The sequence below is a fragment of the Sphingobacterium phlebotomi genome (assembly GCF_008180195.1).
GTDB lineage: Bacteria > Bacteroidota > Bacteroidia > Sphingobacteriales > Sphingobacteriaceae > Sphingobacterium > Sphingobacterium phlebotomi.
Genome location: NZ_VTAV01000010.1, coordinates 14,971 through 30,597, shown reverse-complemented (window position 1 = coordinate 30,597; position 15,627 = coordinate 14,971). Strand labels below are relative to the sequence as shown.

Here is a 15,627-nt window from a genome sequence, read left to right as displayed (position 1 = left end):
AACTTATTCAAATGAAAAAACTGATTTTCGTTTATATAATACTATGTAGCGTTTACTTCTCCGAATCAACGGCACAACACGCCTATTTCCCACACAGGGGCATTATCAGCTTTGAAAAAGAAGTATATGTAAGGGCAAGGATGCGTGAAATGACCAACCGTACTGATGGAAGAAACCGAGGCATGATGATGCGGTTTGGTGGCAACATCGATGATGTCCCTGAGAAAACCTCCTCTATGTTTACGCTGCGGTTTGATGAAGACGAAACACTCATGGTTCCGGCTGAAGCGGAAGAGCAGATTGAAAAGACAGCATCCCCCCGTCGTAGTGGCGCTGGTAGAGGAGCCGCCAGAAATACGAATCGTAGAAGCGGTGCGCCGAATGTTCGACAATCCACAAGACCGGGCGAACATAAAGTGTATTATCAGAATCTTCATAACGGCACCACTGAATTGGAACTGGAGTTAGATGAAAAATACCTGCTGCAGGACTCATTACGGCAAATTACCTGGCGTTTTACCGATGAATATCGAAATATAGCAGGCTATGATTGTCGGCGTGTCAACGGCGCTACGCCCGATTCACTTTATATAGTCGCTTTTTATACCGATCAAATCCCCATATCTGGAGGCCCCGCGCTGGTACACGGTCTTCCCGGTATGATATTGGGTCTCGCCATACCGGAAATGCATATCAATTACTGGGCACGTAACGTAGATTTTGTGGTAGACAATGTACCCAGTCAATGGCGAGATAAAAAAACTAAGCCTATGACAATGAATGATTTTTTTAATGCGTTAGGCAATAATCGGTTTTTCGGAGGTGGTTCCAACCCACAGCAACAACGGCGGAATCTATTGGAAAATTTGATTTATTAATAGTATGCTATACTTTCCCTTACTGCTTTAGATAGAGAATTGTAGACCAATGCATAACTGTCATCGATAAACATTCTCAAACGTTCGTCCGGAAGTTGCCGATTACAATATACGGTATTCCAATGCTTTTTGTTCATGTGATAGCCAGGTATAACTGTTTCAGGATAATTCAGACGTAATTCAACAGCTATATCGGGATCGCACTTCACGTTGAAGCTCAAAGATTCCACTTGATCCAAGCCCACTAACAGGAACACCTTTCCTCCAACTTTAAAAACTAAAGTATCCGGCCCGAAAGGCAATTCTTCTGTTACTGCGGGCTTAGCAATACAGTATTCTCGAATGTCTTCTATGTTCATTTTGCTAAACAATCAGCTTAATTGGGTAAGCAGTTCTTTTTGCAACTCCTCTCCCTTATCCTCATTATACCATTTCTGCATAGCCTCATTAATTTCTGCAAAAGGTTTCCCCTCCTTCTTCATCTGCGTATACAAATCCTGCAATGGCTGTGGACGAGGCCCCCATATAACCTTATCATGCCCCACGTCGTTCCGGATGATAAGTTTAGGAATGGATTTGCTCCCGTTAGTAAGATAATCCTCAATAAGCAACGGTTCCTTATCACGGAGCTGTATTTCGAAATCGATGTTGGGATTGTTTTTTACCATCTGATAAAGCTGTGCCAGAGAATGGGCCGCGTCACCACACCAGGGTTCCGTAATTACAATCCAGTGTTGAGGTTCGGTCATGCTCGCTATCAAGGTTTTTGTGATGTCATTCGGTTCAAACCGTTTCAGCCACCGGTTCATCCTTGACCAGTTTAATTTCGTGTAATTTAAATATTCCTCATCCCCGTAGGGATCGTAATCCTCGGGAGAAGCTAAAATCTGTTCAAAATAATCTAAGTATTCCTGAAAGGTCATGTCTATGTTTGTCTACCAGACGAATTTACTAATTTATTCTGGGTAAAAAAATATTTTAGGTATATGCCATAAGCCGTAAGCCATCGGCTTATGGCGATTGTTTATCACTTAAAGCCTATTTTTCAACACTAAATTATGACAGTTTGACAGGACAGTTTGAGAGAAAAACGACATAAAAGACATTTTTATGACGAATTTAACCTTGGCACAGGTGTTGATAAAGAGATAGCATATCATTAAAATTAAAAGTTAATTACTAATTCGTAAATATTAAAAAACAAGATATGTCAAAAATTATTGGAATCGACTTAGGTACTACAAACTCATGTGTTGCCGTGATGGAGGGTAACGAGCCGGTAGTTATTGCAAACAACGAAGGAAAACGTACTACCCCTTCTATTGTTGCTTTTGTTGATGGGGGCGAACGCAAAGTAGGTGACCCTGCAAAACGTCAAGCAATCACCAACCCTGAAAAAACAGTTTATTCTATCAAACGCTTTATGGGTTTGTCCTACGATGAATCTATCCAAGAAGCTGGGCAAGTACCTTACAAGGTCGTGAAAGGTGATAACAATACACCGCGCGTTGAAATCGGCGACCGCAAATATACACCACAGGAAATCTCGGCTATGATTCTTCAAAAAATGAAGAAAACAGCAGAAGATTTTTTAGGACAGGAAGTAACCGAAGCCGTTATTACGGTGCCTGCTTATTTTAACGATGCGCAGCGCCAAGCGACAAAAGAAGCTGGTGAAATCGCCGGGCTGAATGTGAAACGTATCATCAACGAGCCAACCGCAGCAGCATTAGCATACGGTTTGGACAAAGCCCACAAAGACATGAAAATTGTCGTGTTTGACTGTGGTGGTGGTACACATGACGTTTCTGTACTGGAACTTGGAGACGGTGTATTCGAAGTAAAATCAACAGATGGTGATACCCATTTAGGTGGTGATGACTTTGATAATGTTATCATCAACTGGTTGGCAGAAGAATTTGCAAATGAAAACAATGGCTTCGACCTTAAAAAGGATGCGATGGCGCTACAACGCTTAAAAGAAGCTGCTGAGAAAGCTAAAATCGAATTGTCCAGCACCACCTCAACAGAAATCAACTTACCTTACATCACTGCCGATGCAACAGGTCCTAAACACTTAGTACGCACACTTTCTCGTGCTAAATTTGAATCTTTAGCCGCAGATTTGATTAAACGTACAATAGATCCTTGTAAATCGGCATTGAAAAATGCAGGCTATTCTACTTCCGATATTGATGAAATCATTTTAGTGGGAGGTTCTACTCGTATTCCGGCTATCGTAGAAGCCGTCAAAAACTTCTTTGGCAAAGAGCCGTCAAAAGGTGTAAACCCCGACGAAGTGGTAGCGCTTGGAGCTGCTATCCAAGGTGGTGTATTAACGGGAGAAGTAAAAGATGTATTGTTACTAGACGTTACACCGCTTTCATTAGGTATCGAAACCATGGGTGGCGTGATGACCAAGTTAATTGAAGCAAATACGACTATCCCGACAAAAAAATCAGAAGTATTCTCTACTGCATCGGATAATCAGCCATCTGTAGAAATCCACATTCTACAAGGAGAGCGCCCGATGGCATCACAAAACCGTACGATTGGACGTTTCCAGTTAACGGATATTCCGCCAGCGCCTCGTGGTGTGCCTCAAATCGAAGTAACATTTGATATTGATGCCAATGGTATTATTAAAGTATCGGCAAAAGACAAGGCTACAGGTAAAGAGCAAAATATCCGTATCGAAGCTTCCTCTGGATTATCTGAAGAGGAAATCCAAAAAATGAAGCAAGAAGCGGAAGCGAATGCGGAAGCAGATAAAAAAGTTAAAGAAGAAGCAGAAAAAATAAATGCGGCTGATGCCTTAATCTTCTCAACCGAGAAACAGTTGAAAGAATATGGTGACAAATTATCCGCAGATAAAAAAGGTGTTATTGAAACCGGTTTAGAAAAATTGAAGACAGCTTATGCTGCGAAAAACTTTGCCGACATCGATACAGCTTCTGCTGAACTTCAAAATGCTTGGAACGCAGCTTCGGAAGAAATGTATGCTGCCTCACAACAAGGTGGAGCAGAACAACCACAAGGTGACGCTAGTCAAGCACAAGATAACAATAAACAAGGCGGTGATGACGTGCAAGATGTAGAGTTTGAAGAAGTGAAATAGTTTTGTTTTGTTAATCAATAATATATGTAAAAAGCCCCGACGGAAATTCCGCCGGGGCTTTTTTATGATGCAGCTGTTACCTTAGATTTTCATAGTGCCTCAGAATTCCTTTATCAAATACCGTCCACAGACCAGCGGGTAGATTCGCTTTTTTGAGCATTTTGTTTGTCCACGTATTACATGAGAAAAACAGATTATAGGCTTCCTTTGCTTCATAAAAGGCATCGTGCTCACCGTATTGCGCTGTTGTTTCAATATATATCGGGTTACCGGATGAATCCGTGTCCAGACTTTCCAATATATAATCTTTAATGATATTGTATTGATTCTTATCAATCATCACTTTATAACACATATCGCTTTCTTGTACACTATGATAATAGGTAACATGCAAAGCCGTCTCTCCCATTCCTAGCGCAGCTACCAGCGCAGTGGATAATTTTAAATCCTTCCATTCGGGCGTATTTAAATAAAAACCTTTATCCCCCCAGCCTATTCCTACATAATGTTGATTGGGGTTCTGTCCCCGTGTGTTTTCAAAAGGAAAAATGGAAAACCACTTTATAACGCCATGCTCCACGGGCAAAACAATATCCGTATGTACACCATTGGACATTACATATATAGCGATGTCTTTAGGTTGGTCTTGTTTCGCGATTTTATACCCAGGAATTCTGGATAAAATCGCTTCAACAAGAAAATAAAGCACCACAAAGGCTATGAAACCTAAAATTGCCTTACCTAAAACTTTTACAATACACTTAACAAATATCATATATCAAAACAAAAAGGTCGATTTTTCAATCAACCTTTTCAAAAATAACTTTCTCAAGATGCTAAAACAACTTTTCTGGATAGACTCCTTCTTTAACAAGATTCGAGATAGATTCCTGTACAATAGGTTTATCTTCTTTGTATGTCACACCAAACCATTTAGAAGATGTTGGAATGACCCGAAAGCTGGCCATGTTATTTTTTACCATATAATCTGGAACAGATGGAATAAAAAACTCCGATTTCGGATTATCACCGTTCTCTTCCACAAATTTAGCAAACATGCTTTGAGCCACCTCAAAAACCCGAGGAGTAAAACCCCAGAAATTCATCGAAACTCTAGTATCCGGGGCTAAATCATGCTGTTCACCTTCTTCTTCATAAACAATCTTCTTATTACCGGCATCATCTGTTACATAGTAAATATTTGTACGCTCCGTTACCGAAGCCATATTCCCCTCTCCATCTACATCACACACACCTCTAGAAACATACCCATAATCTGACATCGTATTACCAACCTTAAATCCCATTAAAGCCATCTTGTCATCCGTAACCTCGTCACGTAAAAAGGCAGCCATTTTCTCAAAGGCATCCTTGCCGTAGAAATCATCCGCGTTAATCACACAAAAAGGTTCATTGATATGCTCTTTCGCACTCATAACAGCATGCGCAGTTCCCCAAGGCTTTGTACGCTCGATTACCCTGTCCACACCAAATTTCGTCAAGTCAAAACTTTGAAAAGCGTAATCCACCTCAATCTTACCTTTCAGCTTTTCATCAAAAACTTCACGCATCTTCTCTAAAAACTCTTCTCGAATAATAAATACTACTTTCCCAAAACCGGCACGAATAGCATCGTATATAGAATAGTCAATGATGGTTTCTTCATTCGGACCAAATCCATCAATCTGTTTTAACGATCCGTATCTACTCGCCATTCCTGCGGCTAGAATTAACAATGTTGGTTTACTCATTATCTATTTTATTATTAATCAATTACAAAAATCCAAGTGCGACAAAGATAAAAATATTATTTATTCTATTTCTTTTTGAACATGGCATTTAGAATACCGTTTGCCAATTTCCCTAAAAGCTTCGCCCCCTCCCGGGCTAATGTACGTGAAGCCTGTGTTTTAGCAGCCTCCATCGGCGTCTGTCTGGAGCTTCGTCTACTCGTACTACGGCCTGTCGATTTCGCAGTCTCTTTCTCTACTTTCTCCTGTTCCTGTTTAGCCTCAAAGACTGCCATCTTTTCGTCTACAATTTCCGCTGCACTTCTCCGCTCTATCCGCTCTTGATATTTGCCATAAAATTCTGAATCTGTTGTAATCCGAGTATAGGTCTCGGACTGGCTTGGCCCCATAACCGCTCTTGCAGGAACTAAATGCGTAGCCACTACTTCTGTAGGGATACCTTTTTCATTGAGTACCGTGATCAACGCTTGTCCCGTGCCTAACGAAGTCAACACCTTGTCGATTTCATAAAATGGAGAATACGGATATGTCTTTACTGTTTTACGAAGATTATCCGCATCATTGGGTGTAAAAGCCCGCAGTGCGTGCTGCACACGATTACCCAATTGCCCTAAGACAGATGCTGGAATATCAGTTGCCGCTTGTGTACAGAAGAATACACCAATTCCTTTCGAACGGATCAAACGTATAATCTGTTCAACTTGTGTGAGAAAAGCTTTTGAAGCACCATTAAATAATAAATGTGCTTCATCAAAGAAAAAAACCAACTTGGGTTTATCCAAATCGCCTACTTCAGGTAATTTCTTGAACAATTGTGCTAAAAGACTTAACAGAAAAGTAGAAAATACCAACGGTTGGTCTTGAATATCCGAAATATTCAATAATGTAATCACGCCACGCCCATCTACTCTATTGAACAAATCCTGGATATCAAATTCTTTCTCTCCGAAGATATGGGCTATGCCCTGTTGCTCTACGGCTACCATTTTTCGTAAAATAGTTCCGGAAGTTGCCGTGCTTATTTTGCCGTAATCTTCCTTTATCTCTCCCGCTCCCGGGCCATCTGTCAAGTAAGTAAGCAGTTTCTTTACATCATTTAAGTCAATCAGTTCCCATTGCTGGTCTTCTGCATACTTAAATATGGCGGACAATACACCTGTTTGTGTATCGTTCAAATCTAATATCCTAGCTAAGAGGATGGGCCCAAAATCTTGTGCGGTAATACGCATAGGTGCTCCTAGCTTACCACTCAGAGAAAATATTTCTAATGGAAAATGTGCCGGTTCGAACGGAATTCCAACAAGCTCTCCACGCTCTATCAATGCATCGTTTGTTTTTCCCGGTTCCGCCAATCCAGACAGATCACCTTTAACATCGAGCATAAAAACAGGCACCCCTTTATCAGACAGTTGCTCTGCAATCAATTGTAAGGTACGGGTTTTCCCTGTACCAGTAGCACCGGCAATGAGCCCATGACGATTCATGATTTTAAGCGCCAAGTTTACCTTAGCATTTGTAACAACCTCATTACCTAATATGCCTGAGCCTAATTGGATATATTCTCCCTCAGGATTGTAGGAAGTCGTGATTTTTTCAATAAATTCTTCTGTACTGGATGCCATACCGATTAGTTGCGTATTAAAGACAAACAAAAATGCCACATATTTGTAACAATTTCAATTAAATAGGGAAAGATAGGGATAATTAATAAAAAATTAACACTAATTGATTGCATTACCCATATTTTCCAAAGAAAAAATCGTATTTTTGAAAAGCACAAAATAAAAGAGCGTGATAACGAAGACAACACGGATAATTGCAGCGAAATTATGTTTTGCCATCTTTATGACAAAGATGCTGATTTCGGCTACACCTATCTTTGTAAATGTCTTATGCAAAGATTCTATTTTACAGATTGTTCTTCAATTGGAAATAGAAAACACAGCAAAAGGAAATAACGCTTCGGAAGATTTACATGAGGTCAGCGGAAAGCTTTTCACATCAACCTGTGATTATTTGTCGTTCTGTCCGATTGTTGAGAATTTGAGTAAACAGGCGCGTTATCTAAAAGACGAAAAACTCATAACGGCGTTCCATCCATCCGTTCCGACTCCCCCTCCTAACAGTTAATCCCTTATCTTACACTTACATCCTTTCTTTTTGAAGTCATTACAACTTCAATAGGATTTTCATCAAAACATGAGCAGCAGCTCGTGTAGGTTTTAATGGTTCAAATTTATTAGATAGATAACGGATTAAAATTAAATTTTATGTTAGGAACTCGTTTGTCCGCTTTTCTCAAATTATCGAAAAGGGACTTAAAATATGATTTCCCTGCTAGTATTGTGGTGTTTCTTGTAGCACTACCACTATGCTTGGGTATCGCAATGGCATCTGGTGCGCCATTGTTTGCAGGATTATTAACAGGCATTATTGGGGGATTAGTCGTGGCATCCATTAGCAAGTCTCCACTCAGTGTGAGTGGTCCCGCTGCTGGTCTAACGGTTATCGTCCTAGGTGCTATTGAACAATTAGGCGCGTATGAAACGTTTCTACTTGCGGTCGTCATCGCTGGTGTAGTACAGCTCATTCTGGGTATCATTAAGGCTGGCATGATCGGGAATTACTTTCCGTCGGCTGTCATCTTAGGCATGCTGGCTGCTATCGGTATCACCATTATACTCAAACAATTACCCTTAGCTTTCGGCCTTACAGAAGAACATGCTTTTGAACTTGATGGTGGTGGTGGTATCGCCGCTTTTAAAGACACGGTCTTATCCGGTATCAATTGGGGCGCAACCATCATCTGCTTGCTATCCCTTGCCATTCTCATCTATTGGCCAAAAATCAAAGGCATTAACAAAGTACCCGCACCACTGGTGGTTGTTGTTCTGGGCATTGGTTTAGCAGCAGCTTTCCAAGGCTCCGGTATGCAGCTCAACGGAAACCATTTCGTTATGATCCCTATCGTGGGTTCTTTTCAAGAATTTACACAACTCTTCATTTTTCCAGATTTCACGCAAATCGTGAATAAAGATGTCTGGATAGTTGCTTTCACGATTGCTATCATTGCCAGTCTGGAAACGTTACTCAGTATTGAGGCCGTTGACAAGATAGATCCTTTCAAACGCGTTACACCAACCAATAGAGAGTTGGTCGCACAGGGTATTGGTAATATGACGAGTGGGTTTCTAGGCGGGCTCCCCTTAACATCTGTTATTGTGCGTTCTTCCGCAAACGCGCAAGCCGGCGGCCGCACACGGCAATCTGCCATGTTACATGGTCTCTGGCTTTTAGTAGCACTTTTGGCTATACCTTCTCTCATCAACTTGATTCCGTTATCGTGTTTAGCTGCCATCCTCCTCCACACGGGTTATAAACTGGCCAACCCCAGTTTATTTAAAAAAATGTTACGCAAAGGATTAGATCAATTTATCCCTTTCTTTGCGACTATAGCTGCCGTTGTGTTTACAGATCTGTTGATGGGTGTAGGAATCGGAATCGTAGTTGCTCTTTTCTACATCATTCGCGCAAACATGCAAAATGCCTTTAAAATGGAAATTGATGAGGAGAATGGAGAAAAAAAGGTTACTATGACGCTTGCGGAAGAGGTATCGTTTCTTAATAAGGTACCTATTCAACAAAAACTTTACAGCTTACCGAAAGGCGTACAAGCGATTCGAATTGATGGCAGATATAGCAAATTCATTGATAAAGACGTTATTGAAGTTCTAAAAGATTTTCAATTGAATGCTATAAGTAAAGGTATCGATATCGAATTAGACGCCATCACATACAAAAAAAATCGGGTGCCAACCATACCACAAAAAGAAAAGCAAGTAGAAGTATAAAAAAATAAAGATTTATAACAATATTCATAATAATGTACTAAATTGGTTGGATTTTCATTAAAATAATTTGTTAATCATTTTAATTCAGCCACTAACATCATCGAAAGAAATAACAATTATGGGAAATAAAGAACTAGAATTAGGTTTTCAGAAAATATTAGAAGGTAACAAATCTTGGGTAGAGTTTGTTAAAAATGACACATCCGGACGGTTTGAGCAATTAGCAAAAGGACAGAGTCCGGAAATTCTGTGGATTGGTTGTGCGGATAGCCGCGTTCCTGCCAATGAAATAGTAGGTTCCAGACCAGGCGAAGTGTTCGTGCACCGTAACATCGCAAACATGTGTGTGCACTCTGATATGAGCATGTTATCTGTACTCGATTACGCTGTAAACGTCTTGAAGGTAAAACATATTATCGTCGCAGGACATTATGGTTGCGGTGGTGTTGCCGCATCATTAAGCCGCAAGCAGTTCGGTGTCATTGACAACTGGCTATGCCATATCAAAGATGTTTATCGCCTGCATGCTGCCGAGATAGACAGCATTCAAGATCATGACGAAAAAGTAAACCGCCTTATCGAACTCAATGTAAGCGAACAGGTTTTTAATTTGTGCACAACTTCCATTGTACAAAATGCTTGGAAAAATGGTCAAAATCTAGCGGTGCATGGTATGGTCATTGATATCGGTACCGGAAAACTTATTGATTTAGACAACACCTTTACAAATAACGAAACACTAGGAAAAGTATTCGCTTTCAAATAATAAGCATAGTTTAATACAAGTTTAAGATTCCCTAAGAGAGACGTCCAGACAGACGTCTCTCTTTTTTCTTACTTTAATCGTGCTGAAACGAGTATATTATCATTTTTACAGTGAAACTATTCCATGCTCATTATAAAATTTTAATTTCGTAAAATTTTACTTAACAACAATGAACTGGAATAAATCACTATTATTAGCAGCAGCCTTATTCACAATTTCGGCTTCTGTACATGTTAACGCACAGGATAATCTCATCCATGCGTTAAAAAACAATGTCAGCGACAACAGTAAAGAAGGCTTCCGATTCACAGAAGTAATCAATCTAGGAAACACTTCTATTAAAGATCAAGGTTCTTCCGGTACCTGCTGGTCCTATTCCGGCAACTCTTTTCTGGAATCGGAAATGATCCGAATGGGTAAACAACCGATAGAGATTTCTTCTATCTATACAGCCCGGAATACATATATCGAAAAAGCCAAAAACTTCGTCCGTTTACATGGGGATCAGGCACAAGGAGATGGTGGCCAGCTACATGATGTATTAACGATCTTCCGTAAATACGGTGCCGTTCCACAAGAAGTCTACACCGGACTACAAGAAGGGCAAAAACGCAATAATTTCGGAGAGATGAGCCCCATACTCCAAGGCATCACGGAAACGGTGGCAAAAAGTAAAAAGCCAAGTAAAACTTGGGTAACTGCTTTTACCGCAGCGATGGATGCCTATTTAGGTAAAGTGCCTGAATCTTTCCAATATAATGGAAAGACTTACACCTCTCGGACATTTGCAGATGAGGTAATCGGCATCAATCCAGACGATTATATCGGTATTTCTTCGTTTGAAGAACATGCATATTATAAACCATTTGTTTTGCTGATTCCCGACAATTGGTCTTTCGAAAGCTTCTATAATGTGCAGATAAACGATCTAACGGATATCATCGACAACGCGCTTCAAAATGGATATACGGTAGCCTGGGCGACGGATGTATCCGAAAAAAGTTTCAGCTGGAAAAATGGCGTGGCGTATGTTCCGGAAAAACCAATAGAGCAGATGAATACAGAAGAAATAGAAACCATGTTCAACGGTCCCAAACCCGAAGCTAAAATTACCCCAGCAGAACGCCAGGAGGCTTTCGATAATTACACGACTACCGACGACCACGGGATGCACATCGTGGGGACAGTCAAAGACCAAAATGGCAAAGAATACTATATCGTAAAAAACTCATGGGGAGAGTCTAACGACTACAAAGGATATATGTATGCGACTAAAGAATATGTCCGATACAAAACAATTTCCATTCTATTGCATAAAAAGGCTTTGACCAAAAATATGCAAACCCAATTAGGGATATAAAAAACGGGGGCGTTTAGATAACGCCCCCGTTTTTTTATTTTATCTCTTTATACCCAATTCCCATATTCTGGAACATAAATGCCCATTTATCAGTTTGCTCATCAATAACCATCGCCGTCGATTTTCCAGCGCCGTGACCAGCTTTTGTATCGATACGGATTAAAACGGGGTTATCACCTTTATGGTATTCCTGCAAGCGCGCAGCAAATTTAAAGGAATGAGCCGGAACCACACGGTCGTCATGGTCTGCCGTTGTCACCATGGTTGCTGGGTAAGCCGTTTCAGGTTTCAAAGCATGATAAGGCGAATATCTATGCAGATATTCAAACATTTCCCTGTTATCTTCAGAAGTACCGTAGTCGAATGCCCAACCCGCACCCGCGGTAAATTTATGATAGCGCAACATATCCAACACACCAACCGCCGGAAAAGCTACTTTGAAGAGTTCCGGGCGCTGTGTCATACTCGCCCCAACCAATAGACCACCATTGGAACCACCTGCAATAGCCAATTTATCTGAAGCAGTATATTTCTGATCGATCAGATATTCTGCCGCTGCGATAAAATCGTCAAACACATTTTGCTTATTCATCTGTACACCGGCAAGATGCCACCGCTCACCATACTCTCCTCCTCCACGGAGGTTCGCTACGGCATATACGCCCCCTTGTTCCAACAAGATAATATTGCTGGTAGAAAAAGAAGGTGTTAAGCTTATATTGAATCCGCCGTAACCATACAGCATCGTAGGATTTGTACCGTCTAACTGGATACCCTTTTTATAGGTGATAATCATCGGTATCTTCGTTCCATCTTTAGAGGGATAAAACACCTGTTTTGACTCATATTTTGACGGATCGAAATTGATGGTCGATTTTTTATAAATTTCTGATTTTCCGGATGCCATATCGTACCTATAGATGGTGACTGGATTCACATAGTTTGTAAAAGAATAATATAAATCTTTATCTTCCATTTTGGCACTGAAGCCTCCTGCAGAACCAATACCGGGCAGTTCGATTTCCCGTTCGAGCTTCCCGTTTCGGTCGTATTGTTTTACAAGCGACGAAGCATCTTTCAAATAATTGGCAAATATTTTACCTCCGCCTACTGTAGGCGATAGTGCCTGTTCGGTTTCAGCAATCAACGTTTGCCAGTTTGCCGGTTGTGGATTGGCGACATCAACCGTTGCGACGCGCCCATTTGGAGCATCCAGTTCCGTATATATAAACAATTTCGAGCCATCATTATCTATAATTTCATGGTTTTTATCCATATCTCCGACTACGGTTATGAATCCAGCCTCTGGAGAGGAAAGATCCTTAATATATAGCTCATTTCCTGAAGTTGCATTCGCTGCCGACACGATTAAATAACGTTCGTCTTCCGTTAATCCGGCACCAATATAACGACGCGGCGTAGTTGGTCCGCCAAAGATCAGTTCGTCATCTGTCTGCGGTGTATGGAGTGTATGGAAATAGAGCTTGTGCTGATCTGTCATGGCTGACAATACGGAACCGTCTTTGGGCTTATCATAACTGCTATAGTAGATACCTTCGTTACCTCTCCAAGCTAATCCCGAGAACTTAACATCCACCAGCGTGTCTCCCACAACAGATTTATCCTCTGTTTTCAAAACCACAACCTTCGTCCAGTCAGACCCGCCTTCCGAAATCTGATAAGCGACCAGCGAACCGTCCTTAGAAAAGGATATTGCAGCCAATGAGCTTGTACCATCCTCCGAAAACTTATTAGGATCCAGGAAAATCTCCTCTTTTCCATCATCGCCTTTTTTACGCCAAAGCACATATTGGTTCTGAAGCCCGTCATTTTTATAGAAATAAATATAATCCCCCTCCTTAATCGGAGCTCCCTCTTTCTCATAGTTCCATAAATTTTCCAAACGTTTATGGATAGCTTCACGAAATGGAATCTGCCCTAGATAATCTTGTGTAACTTCGTTTTGAGCGGTTACCCATTGTTTAGTTTCAGCAGATAGGTCATCTTCTAACCAACGATACGGGTCTTCGACAGCTGTTCCGAAATAATCGTCTTTTTGATCTATCTTTTCTGTTTTTGGATAAGGTTTTAGCACGGTGTCGTCTTTTGATTCAATAACATTCTCTTGGTTACAGGCCATAAAACCCATTGCCAACAGCATAATTCCTAAATTTTTATTCATAATCCTTTTTGTTGTTTAAGTAATTGCAAGTTAGGATTTTTATCTTCTTTTTCCCGTAAAAAGAAGCAAAACCTCACCACTTTAAAATTTGATGCGTCCCTCTGCCCCGCATTTCTCCCGCATCGAGAATAGTTTCGAATGACGGGGTAATGTATCAATAATATTTCTACATTTTCAAAATTTTATATGTGGTACTTGCTGTTAACAGGGCAAATAGTGCTTTTAAACTACAGATTGACCTATCTGCACATCTAAAAGCGATAACTTTATACAAAAATTGATTAGTTTTGACTCGATGTCAATGAGAGATAAAATATACTTTGCTTCAGATTTTCATTTGGGTGTTGCGCCCAAAGCAACTTCTCTTGATCGGGAGCGACAGCTCGTCTCTTGGTTAGACCATATCAAGTACGACGCAAAAGCACTTTTTTTGGTAGGCGACATTTTTGATTTCTGGTTTGAATATAGCACCGTAGTCCCTAAAGGCTTTATCCGCTTTCTAGGGAAATTAGCAGAATTAGCGGACCTCGGTGTGGAAATCACGCTCTTTAAGGGTAATCACGATATGTGGATGTTCGGCTATTTAAAAGAGCAACTAAATGCCCATATTGTCGACAATGAATTAATCCTCCAATTAAACGGTAAACTATTTTATATACATCATGGTGACGGGCTTGGTCCCGGCGATGCAAAATACAAATTCTTAAAAGCCTTTTTCCGTAGCAAAGTCTGTCAGTGGCTTTTTGCAAAACTACATCCTAACCTCGGGATTGGCATCGCACAACGATGGTCCCGCCACAGCCGCGCGGCAAATTTGGACGAAGAGCGTTTCTTAGGAGAAGACCGTGAATGGCTCATTCAATATGCCAGAGACCTCCTGCAAAAGGAGCATTTCGATTATTTCATCTTTGGGCATCGTCACCTCGCCTACGACATTAAACTCCACGAAAACACCCGCATCATTAATCTCGGCGAATGGATGCATGCTTGCACCTATGCCGTATGGGATGGCGAGCAATTAGAATTGAAGAAATGGACGCCTTAACGATCATTCAACGTGTTACACCACTAAGTATGCAGGATCAACAAGCCCTGTTGATCCTTTTCGAAGAAGTTTCTTTTAACAAACACCATAACCTTATAGAGACAGGCAAAAATTCCCATTATCTCTATTTTTTAAAAACAGGATCTTGCCGTATATTTTATTATAAAGAGGATCGGGAGGTCATTTTAGATTTTGCTTTTCCTGGGGATGCTCTTATATCTTTAAATAGCTACGTACATGGCAAACCTGGTTATGAAACTATACAATCCCTCGAGCCTGTCACGGCGTATCGAATTAACGCAGCTCAATTGCAGTCTCTCTTTTCCAATACCCTAGGTATAGCTAATTGGGGCAGAAAGCTGGCTGAAGCAGAAACATTAAAAATTGAGTACCGGCTTATGTCAAAACTGTTTAAGACAGCAAGGGAAAGCTATCAAGACCTGTTGGATCGTTCACCCGAACTCGTTAATAAAATTAAATTGGGATTTATCGCTTCATACCTCGGTATATCACAAGTTACACTAAGCAGAATTCGCGGAAAGCAGTAATTTTTACTATTTATAAAAATAAAAAAGGTGTCTCTGTAACACAAAGACACCTTTTAGCGGTCTGGACGGGACTCGAACCCGCGACCCCATGCGTGACAGGCATGTATTCTAACCAGCTGAACTACCAG

At 40.8% G+C, this 15,627-nt stretch carries 14 protein-coding genes and 1 tRNA gene; 8 read left to right on the top strand and 7 right to left on the bottom strand.

Annotated features, from left to right (window positions below; translation table 11 throughout):
• Positions 1-11 precede the first annotated feature (11 nt).
• A complete protein-coding gene (locus FXV77_RS13835) occupies positions 12-878 on the top strand; it encodes a GLPGLI family protein (RefSeq protein WP_148919827.1) in 867 nt (288 codons plus the stop codon).
• On the opposite strand, the gene FXV77_RS13830 is transcribed toward FXV77_RS13835, so the two are convergent.
• Positions 875-1,237 (bottom strand): MmcQ/YjbR family DNA-binding protein, encoded by a 363-nt coding sequence (locus tag FXV77_RS13830; RefSeq protein ID WP_148919826.1) that lies wholly within the window; start codon positions 1,235-1,237, stop codon positions 875-877. The two genes, FXV77_RS13835 and FXV77_RS13830, sit on opposite strands and share 4 nt — an antisense overlap.
• Positions 1,238-1,249: 12 nt before the next feature.
• Positions 1,250-1,801: a thioredoxin family protein gene (locus FXV77_RS13825; protein ID WP_148919825.1), complete on the bottom strand. Its 552-nt coding sequence runs from the start codon at positions 1,799-1,801 to the stop codon at positions 1,250-1,252.
• A 284-nt stretch (positions 1,802-2,085) separates the two neighbouring features.
• Between FXV77_RS13825 and dnaK the strand changes: the two genes are divergently transcribed.
• Positions 2,086-3,996, top strand: coding sequence for a molecular chaperone DnaK (gene dnaK / locus FXV77_RS13820; protein WP_148919824.1), 1,911 nt, complete (start codon positions 2,086-2,088; stop codon positions 3,994-3,996).
• Positions 3,997-4,072: 76 nt separating this feature from the next.
• Here dnaK and FXV77_RS13815 read toward each other — a convergent pair whose 3' ends face one another.
• The 3 genes from FXV77_RS13815 to FXV77_RS13805 all read right to left on the bottom strand — a co-directional run bounded on the left by FXV77_RS13815 (position 4,073) and on the right by FXV77_RS13805 (position 7,369).
• On the bottom strand, positions 4,073-4,771 hold the full coding sequence (locus FXV77_RS13815; RefSeq protein ID WP_148919823.1) for a TIGR02117 family protein: 699 nt from the start codon (positions 4,769-4,771) through the stop codon (positions 4,073-4,075).
• A gap of 61 nt (positions 4,772-4,832) precedes the next feature.
• The gene (locus FXV77_RS13810) at positions 4,833-5,747 is read right to left on the bottom strand and encodes a sugar phosphate nucleotidyltransferase (protein ID WP_148919822.1); all 915 of its coding nucleotides are present in this window, start codon (positions 5,745-5,747) and stop codon (positions 4,833-4,835) included.
• A 65-nt stretch (positions 5,748-5,812) separates the two neighbouring features.
• Entirely contained in the window at positions 5,813-7,369 is a 1,557-nt protein-coding gene (locus FXV77_RS13805) for a helicase HerA-like domain-containing protein (RefSeq protein WP_148919821.1), read from the bottom strand.
• A 169-nt stretch (positions 7,370-7,538) separates the two neighbouring features.
• Between FXV77_RS13805 and FXV77_RS13800 the strand changes: the two genes are divergently transcribed.
• From FXV77_RS13800 to FXV77_RS13785, 4 genes are all read left to right on the top strand, one after another.
• On the top strand, positions 7,539-7,877 hold the full coding sequence (locus FXV77_RS13800) for a hypothetical protein (protein WP_246162470.1): 339 nt from the start codon (positions 7,539-7,541) through the stop codon (positions 7,875-7,877).
• Positions 7,878-8,017: 140 nt separating this feature from the next.
• A complete protein-coding gene (locus FXV77_RS13795) occupies positions 8,018-9,598 on the top strand; it encodes a SulP family inorganic anion transporter (protein ID WP_148919820.1) in 1,581 nt (526 codons plus the stop codon).
• A 118-nt stretch (positions 9,599-9,716) separates the two neighbouring features.
• Positions 9,717-10,364, top strand: a complete 648-nt coding sequence (locus tag FXV77_RS13790; RefSeq protein ID WP_148919819.1) for a carbonic anhydrase — start codon at positions 9,717-9,719, stop codon at positions 10,362-10,364.
• 169 nt (positions 10,365-10,533) lie between these two features.
• Positions 10,534-11,724, top strand: coding sequence for a C1 family peptidase (locus FXV77_RS13785; protein WP_148919818.1), 1,191 nt, complete (start codon positions 10,534-10,536; stop codon positions 11,722-11,724).
• A gap of 34 nt (positions 11,725-11,758) precedes the next feature.
• On the opposite strand, the gene FXV77_RS13780 is transcribed toward FXV77_RS13785, so the two are convergent.
• Entirely contained in the window at positions 11,759-13,906 is a 2,148-nt protein-coding gene (locus FXV77_RS13780) for a prolyl oligopeptidase family serine peptidase (protein WP_187444134.1), read from the bottom strand.
• 295 nt (positions 13,907-14,201) lie between these two features.
• Between FXV77_RS13780 and FXV77_RS13775 the strand changes: the two genes are divergently transcribed.
• Positions 14,202-14,951 (top strand): UDP-2,3-diacylglucosamine diphosphatase, encoded by a 750-nt coding sequence (locus FXV77_RS13775; protein WP_148919816.1) that lies wholly within the window; start codon positions 14,202-14,204, stop codon positions 14,949-14,951.
• On the top strand, positions 14,939-15,499 hold the full coding sequence (locus tag FXV77_RS13770) for a Crp/Fnr family transcriptional regulator (RefSeq protein WP_187444133.1): 561 nt from the start codon (positions 14,939-14,941) through the stop codon (positions 15,497-15,499). The genes FXV77_RS13775 and FXV77_RS13770 overlap by 13 nt, the downstream gene beginning before the upstream one ends.
• Positions 15,500-15,559: 60 nt before the next feature.
• On the opposite strand, the gene FXV77_RS13765 is transcribed toward FXV77_RS13770, so the two are convergent.
• Positions 15,560-15,627 (bottom strand) — tRNA-Asp (locus tag FXV77_RS13765).

Excerpts from the sequence above, each read along its gene's own strand:
- FXV77_RS13825 (WP_148919825.1), bottom strand. The coding sequence starts at position 1,801 with ATGACCTTTCAGGAATACTTAGATTATTTTGAACAGATTTTAGCTTCT.
- dnaK (WP_148919824.1), top strand. The coding sequence starts at position 2,086 with ATGTCAAAAATTATTGGAATCGACTTAGGTACTACAAACTCATGTGTT.
- FXV77_RS13780 (WP_187444134.1), bottom strand. The coding sequence starts at position 13,906 with ATGAATAAAAATTTAGGAATTATGCTGTTGGCAATGGGTTTTATGGCC.
- FXV77_RS13830 (WP_148919826.1), bottom strand. The coding sequence starts at position 1,237 with ATGAACATAGAAGACATTCGAGAATACTGTATTGCTAAGCCCGCAGTA.
- FXV77_RS13770 (WP_187444133.1), top strand. The coding sequence starts at position 14,939 with ATGGACGCCTTAACGATCATTCAACGTGTTACACCACTAAGTATGCAG.
- FXV77_RS13785 (WP_148919818.1), top strand. The coding sequence starts at position 10,534 with ATGAACTGGAATAAATCACTATTATTAGCAGCAGCCTTATTCACAATT.
- FXV77_RS13795 (WP_148919820.1), top strand. The coding sequence starts at position 8,018 with ATGTTAGGAACTCGTTTGTCCGCTTTTCTCAAATTATCGAAAAGGGAC.
- FXV77_RS13810 (WP_148919822.1), bottom strand. The coding sequence starts at position 5,747 with ATGAGTAAACCAACATTGTTAATTCTAGCCGCAGGAATGGCGAGTAGA.
- FXV77_RS13835 (WP_148919827.1), top strand. The coding sequence starts at position 12 with ATGAAAAAACTGATTTTCGTTTATATAATACTATGTAGCGTTTACTTC.
- FXV77_RS13815 (WP_148919823.1), bottom strand. The coding sequence starts at position 4,771 with ATGATATTTGTTAAGTGTATTGTAAAAGTTTTAGGTAAGGCAATTTTA.
- FXV77_RS13805 (WP_148919821.1), bottom strand. The coding sequence starts at position 7,369 with ATGGCATCCAGTACAGAAGAATTTATTGAAAAAATCACGACTTCCTAC.
- FXV77_RS13790 (WP_148919819.1), top strand. The coding sequence starts at position 9,717 with ATGGGAAATAAAGAACTAGAATTAGGTTTTCAGAAAATATTAGAAGGT.
- FXV77_RS13775 (WP_148919816.1), top strand. The coding sequence starts at position 14,202 with ATGTCAATGAGAGATAAAATATACTTTGCTTCAGATTTTCATTTGGGT.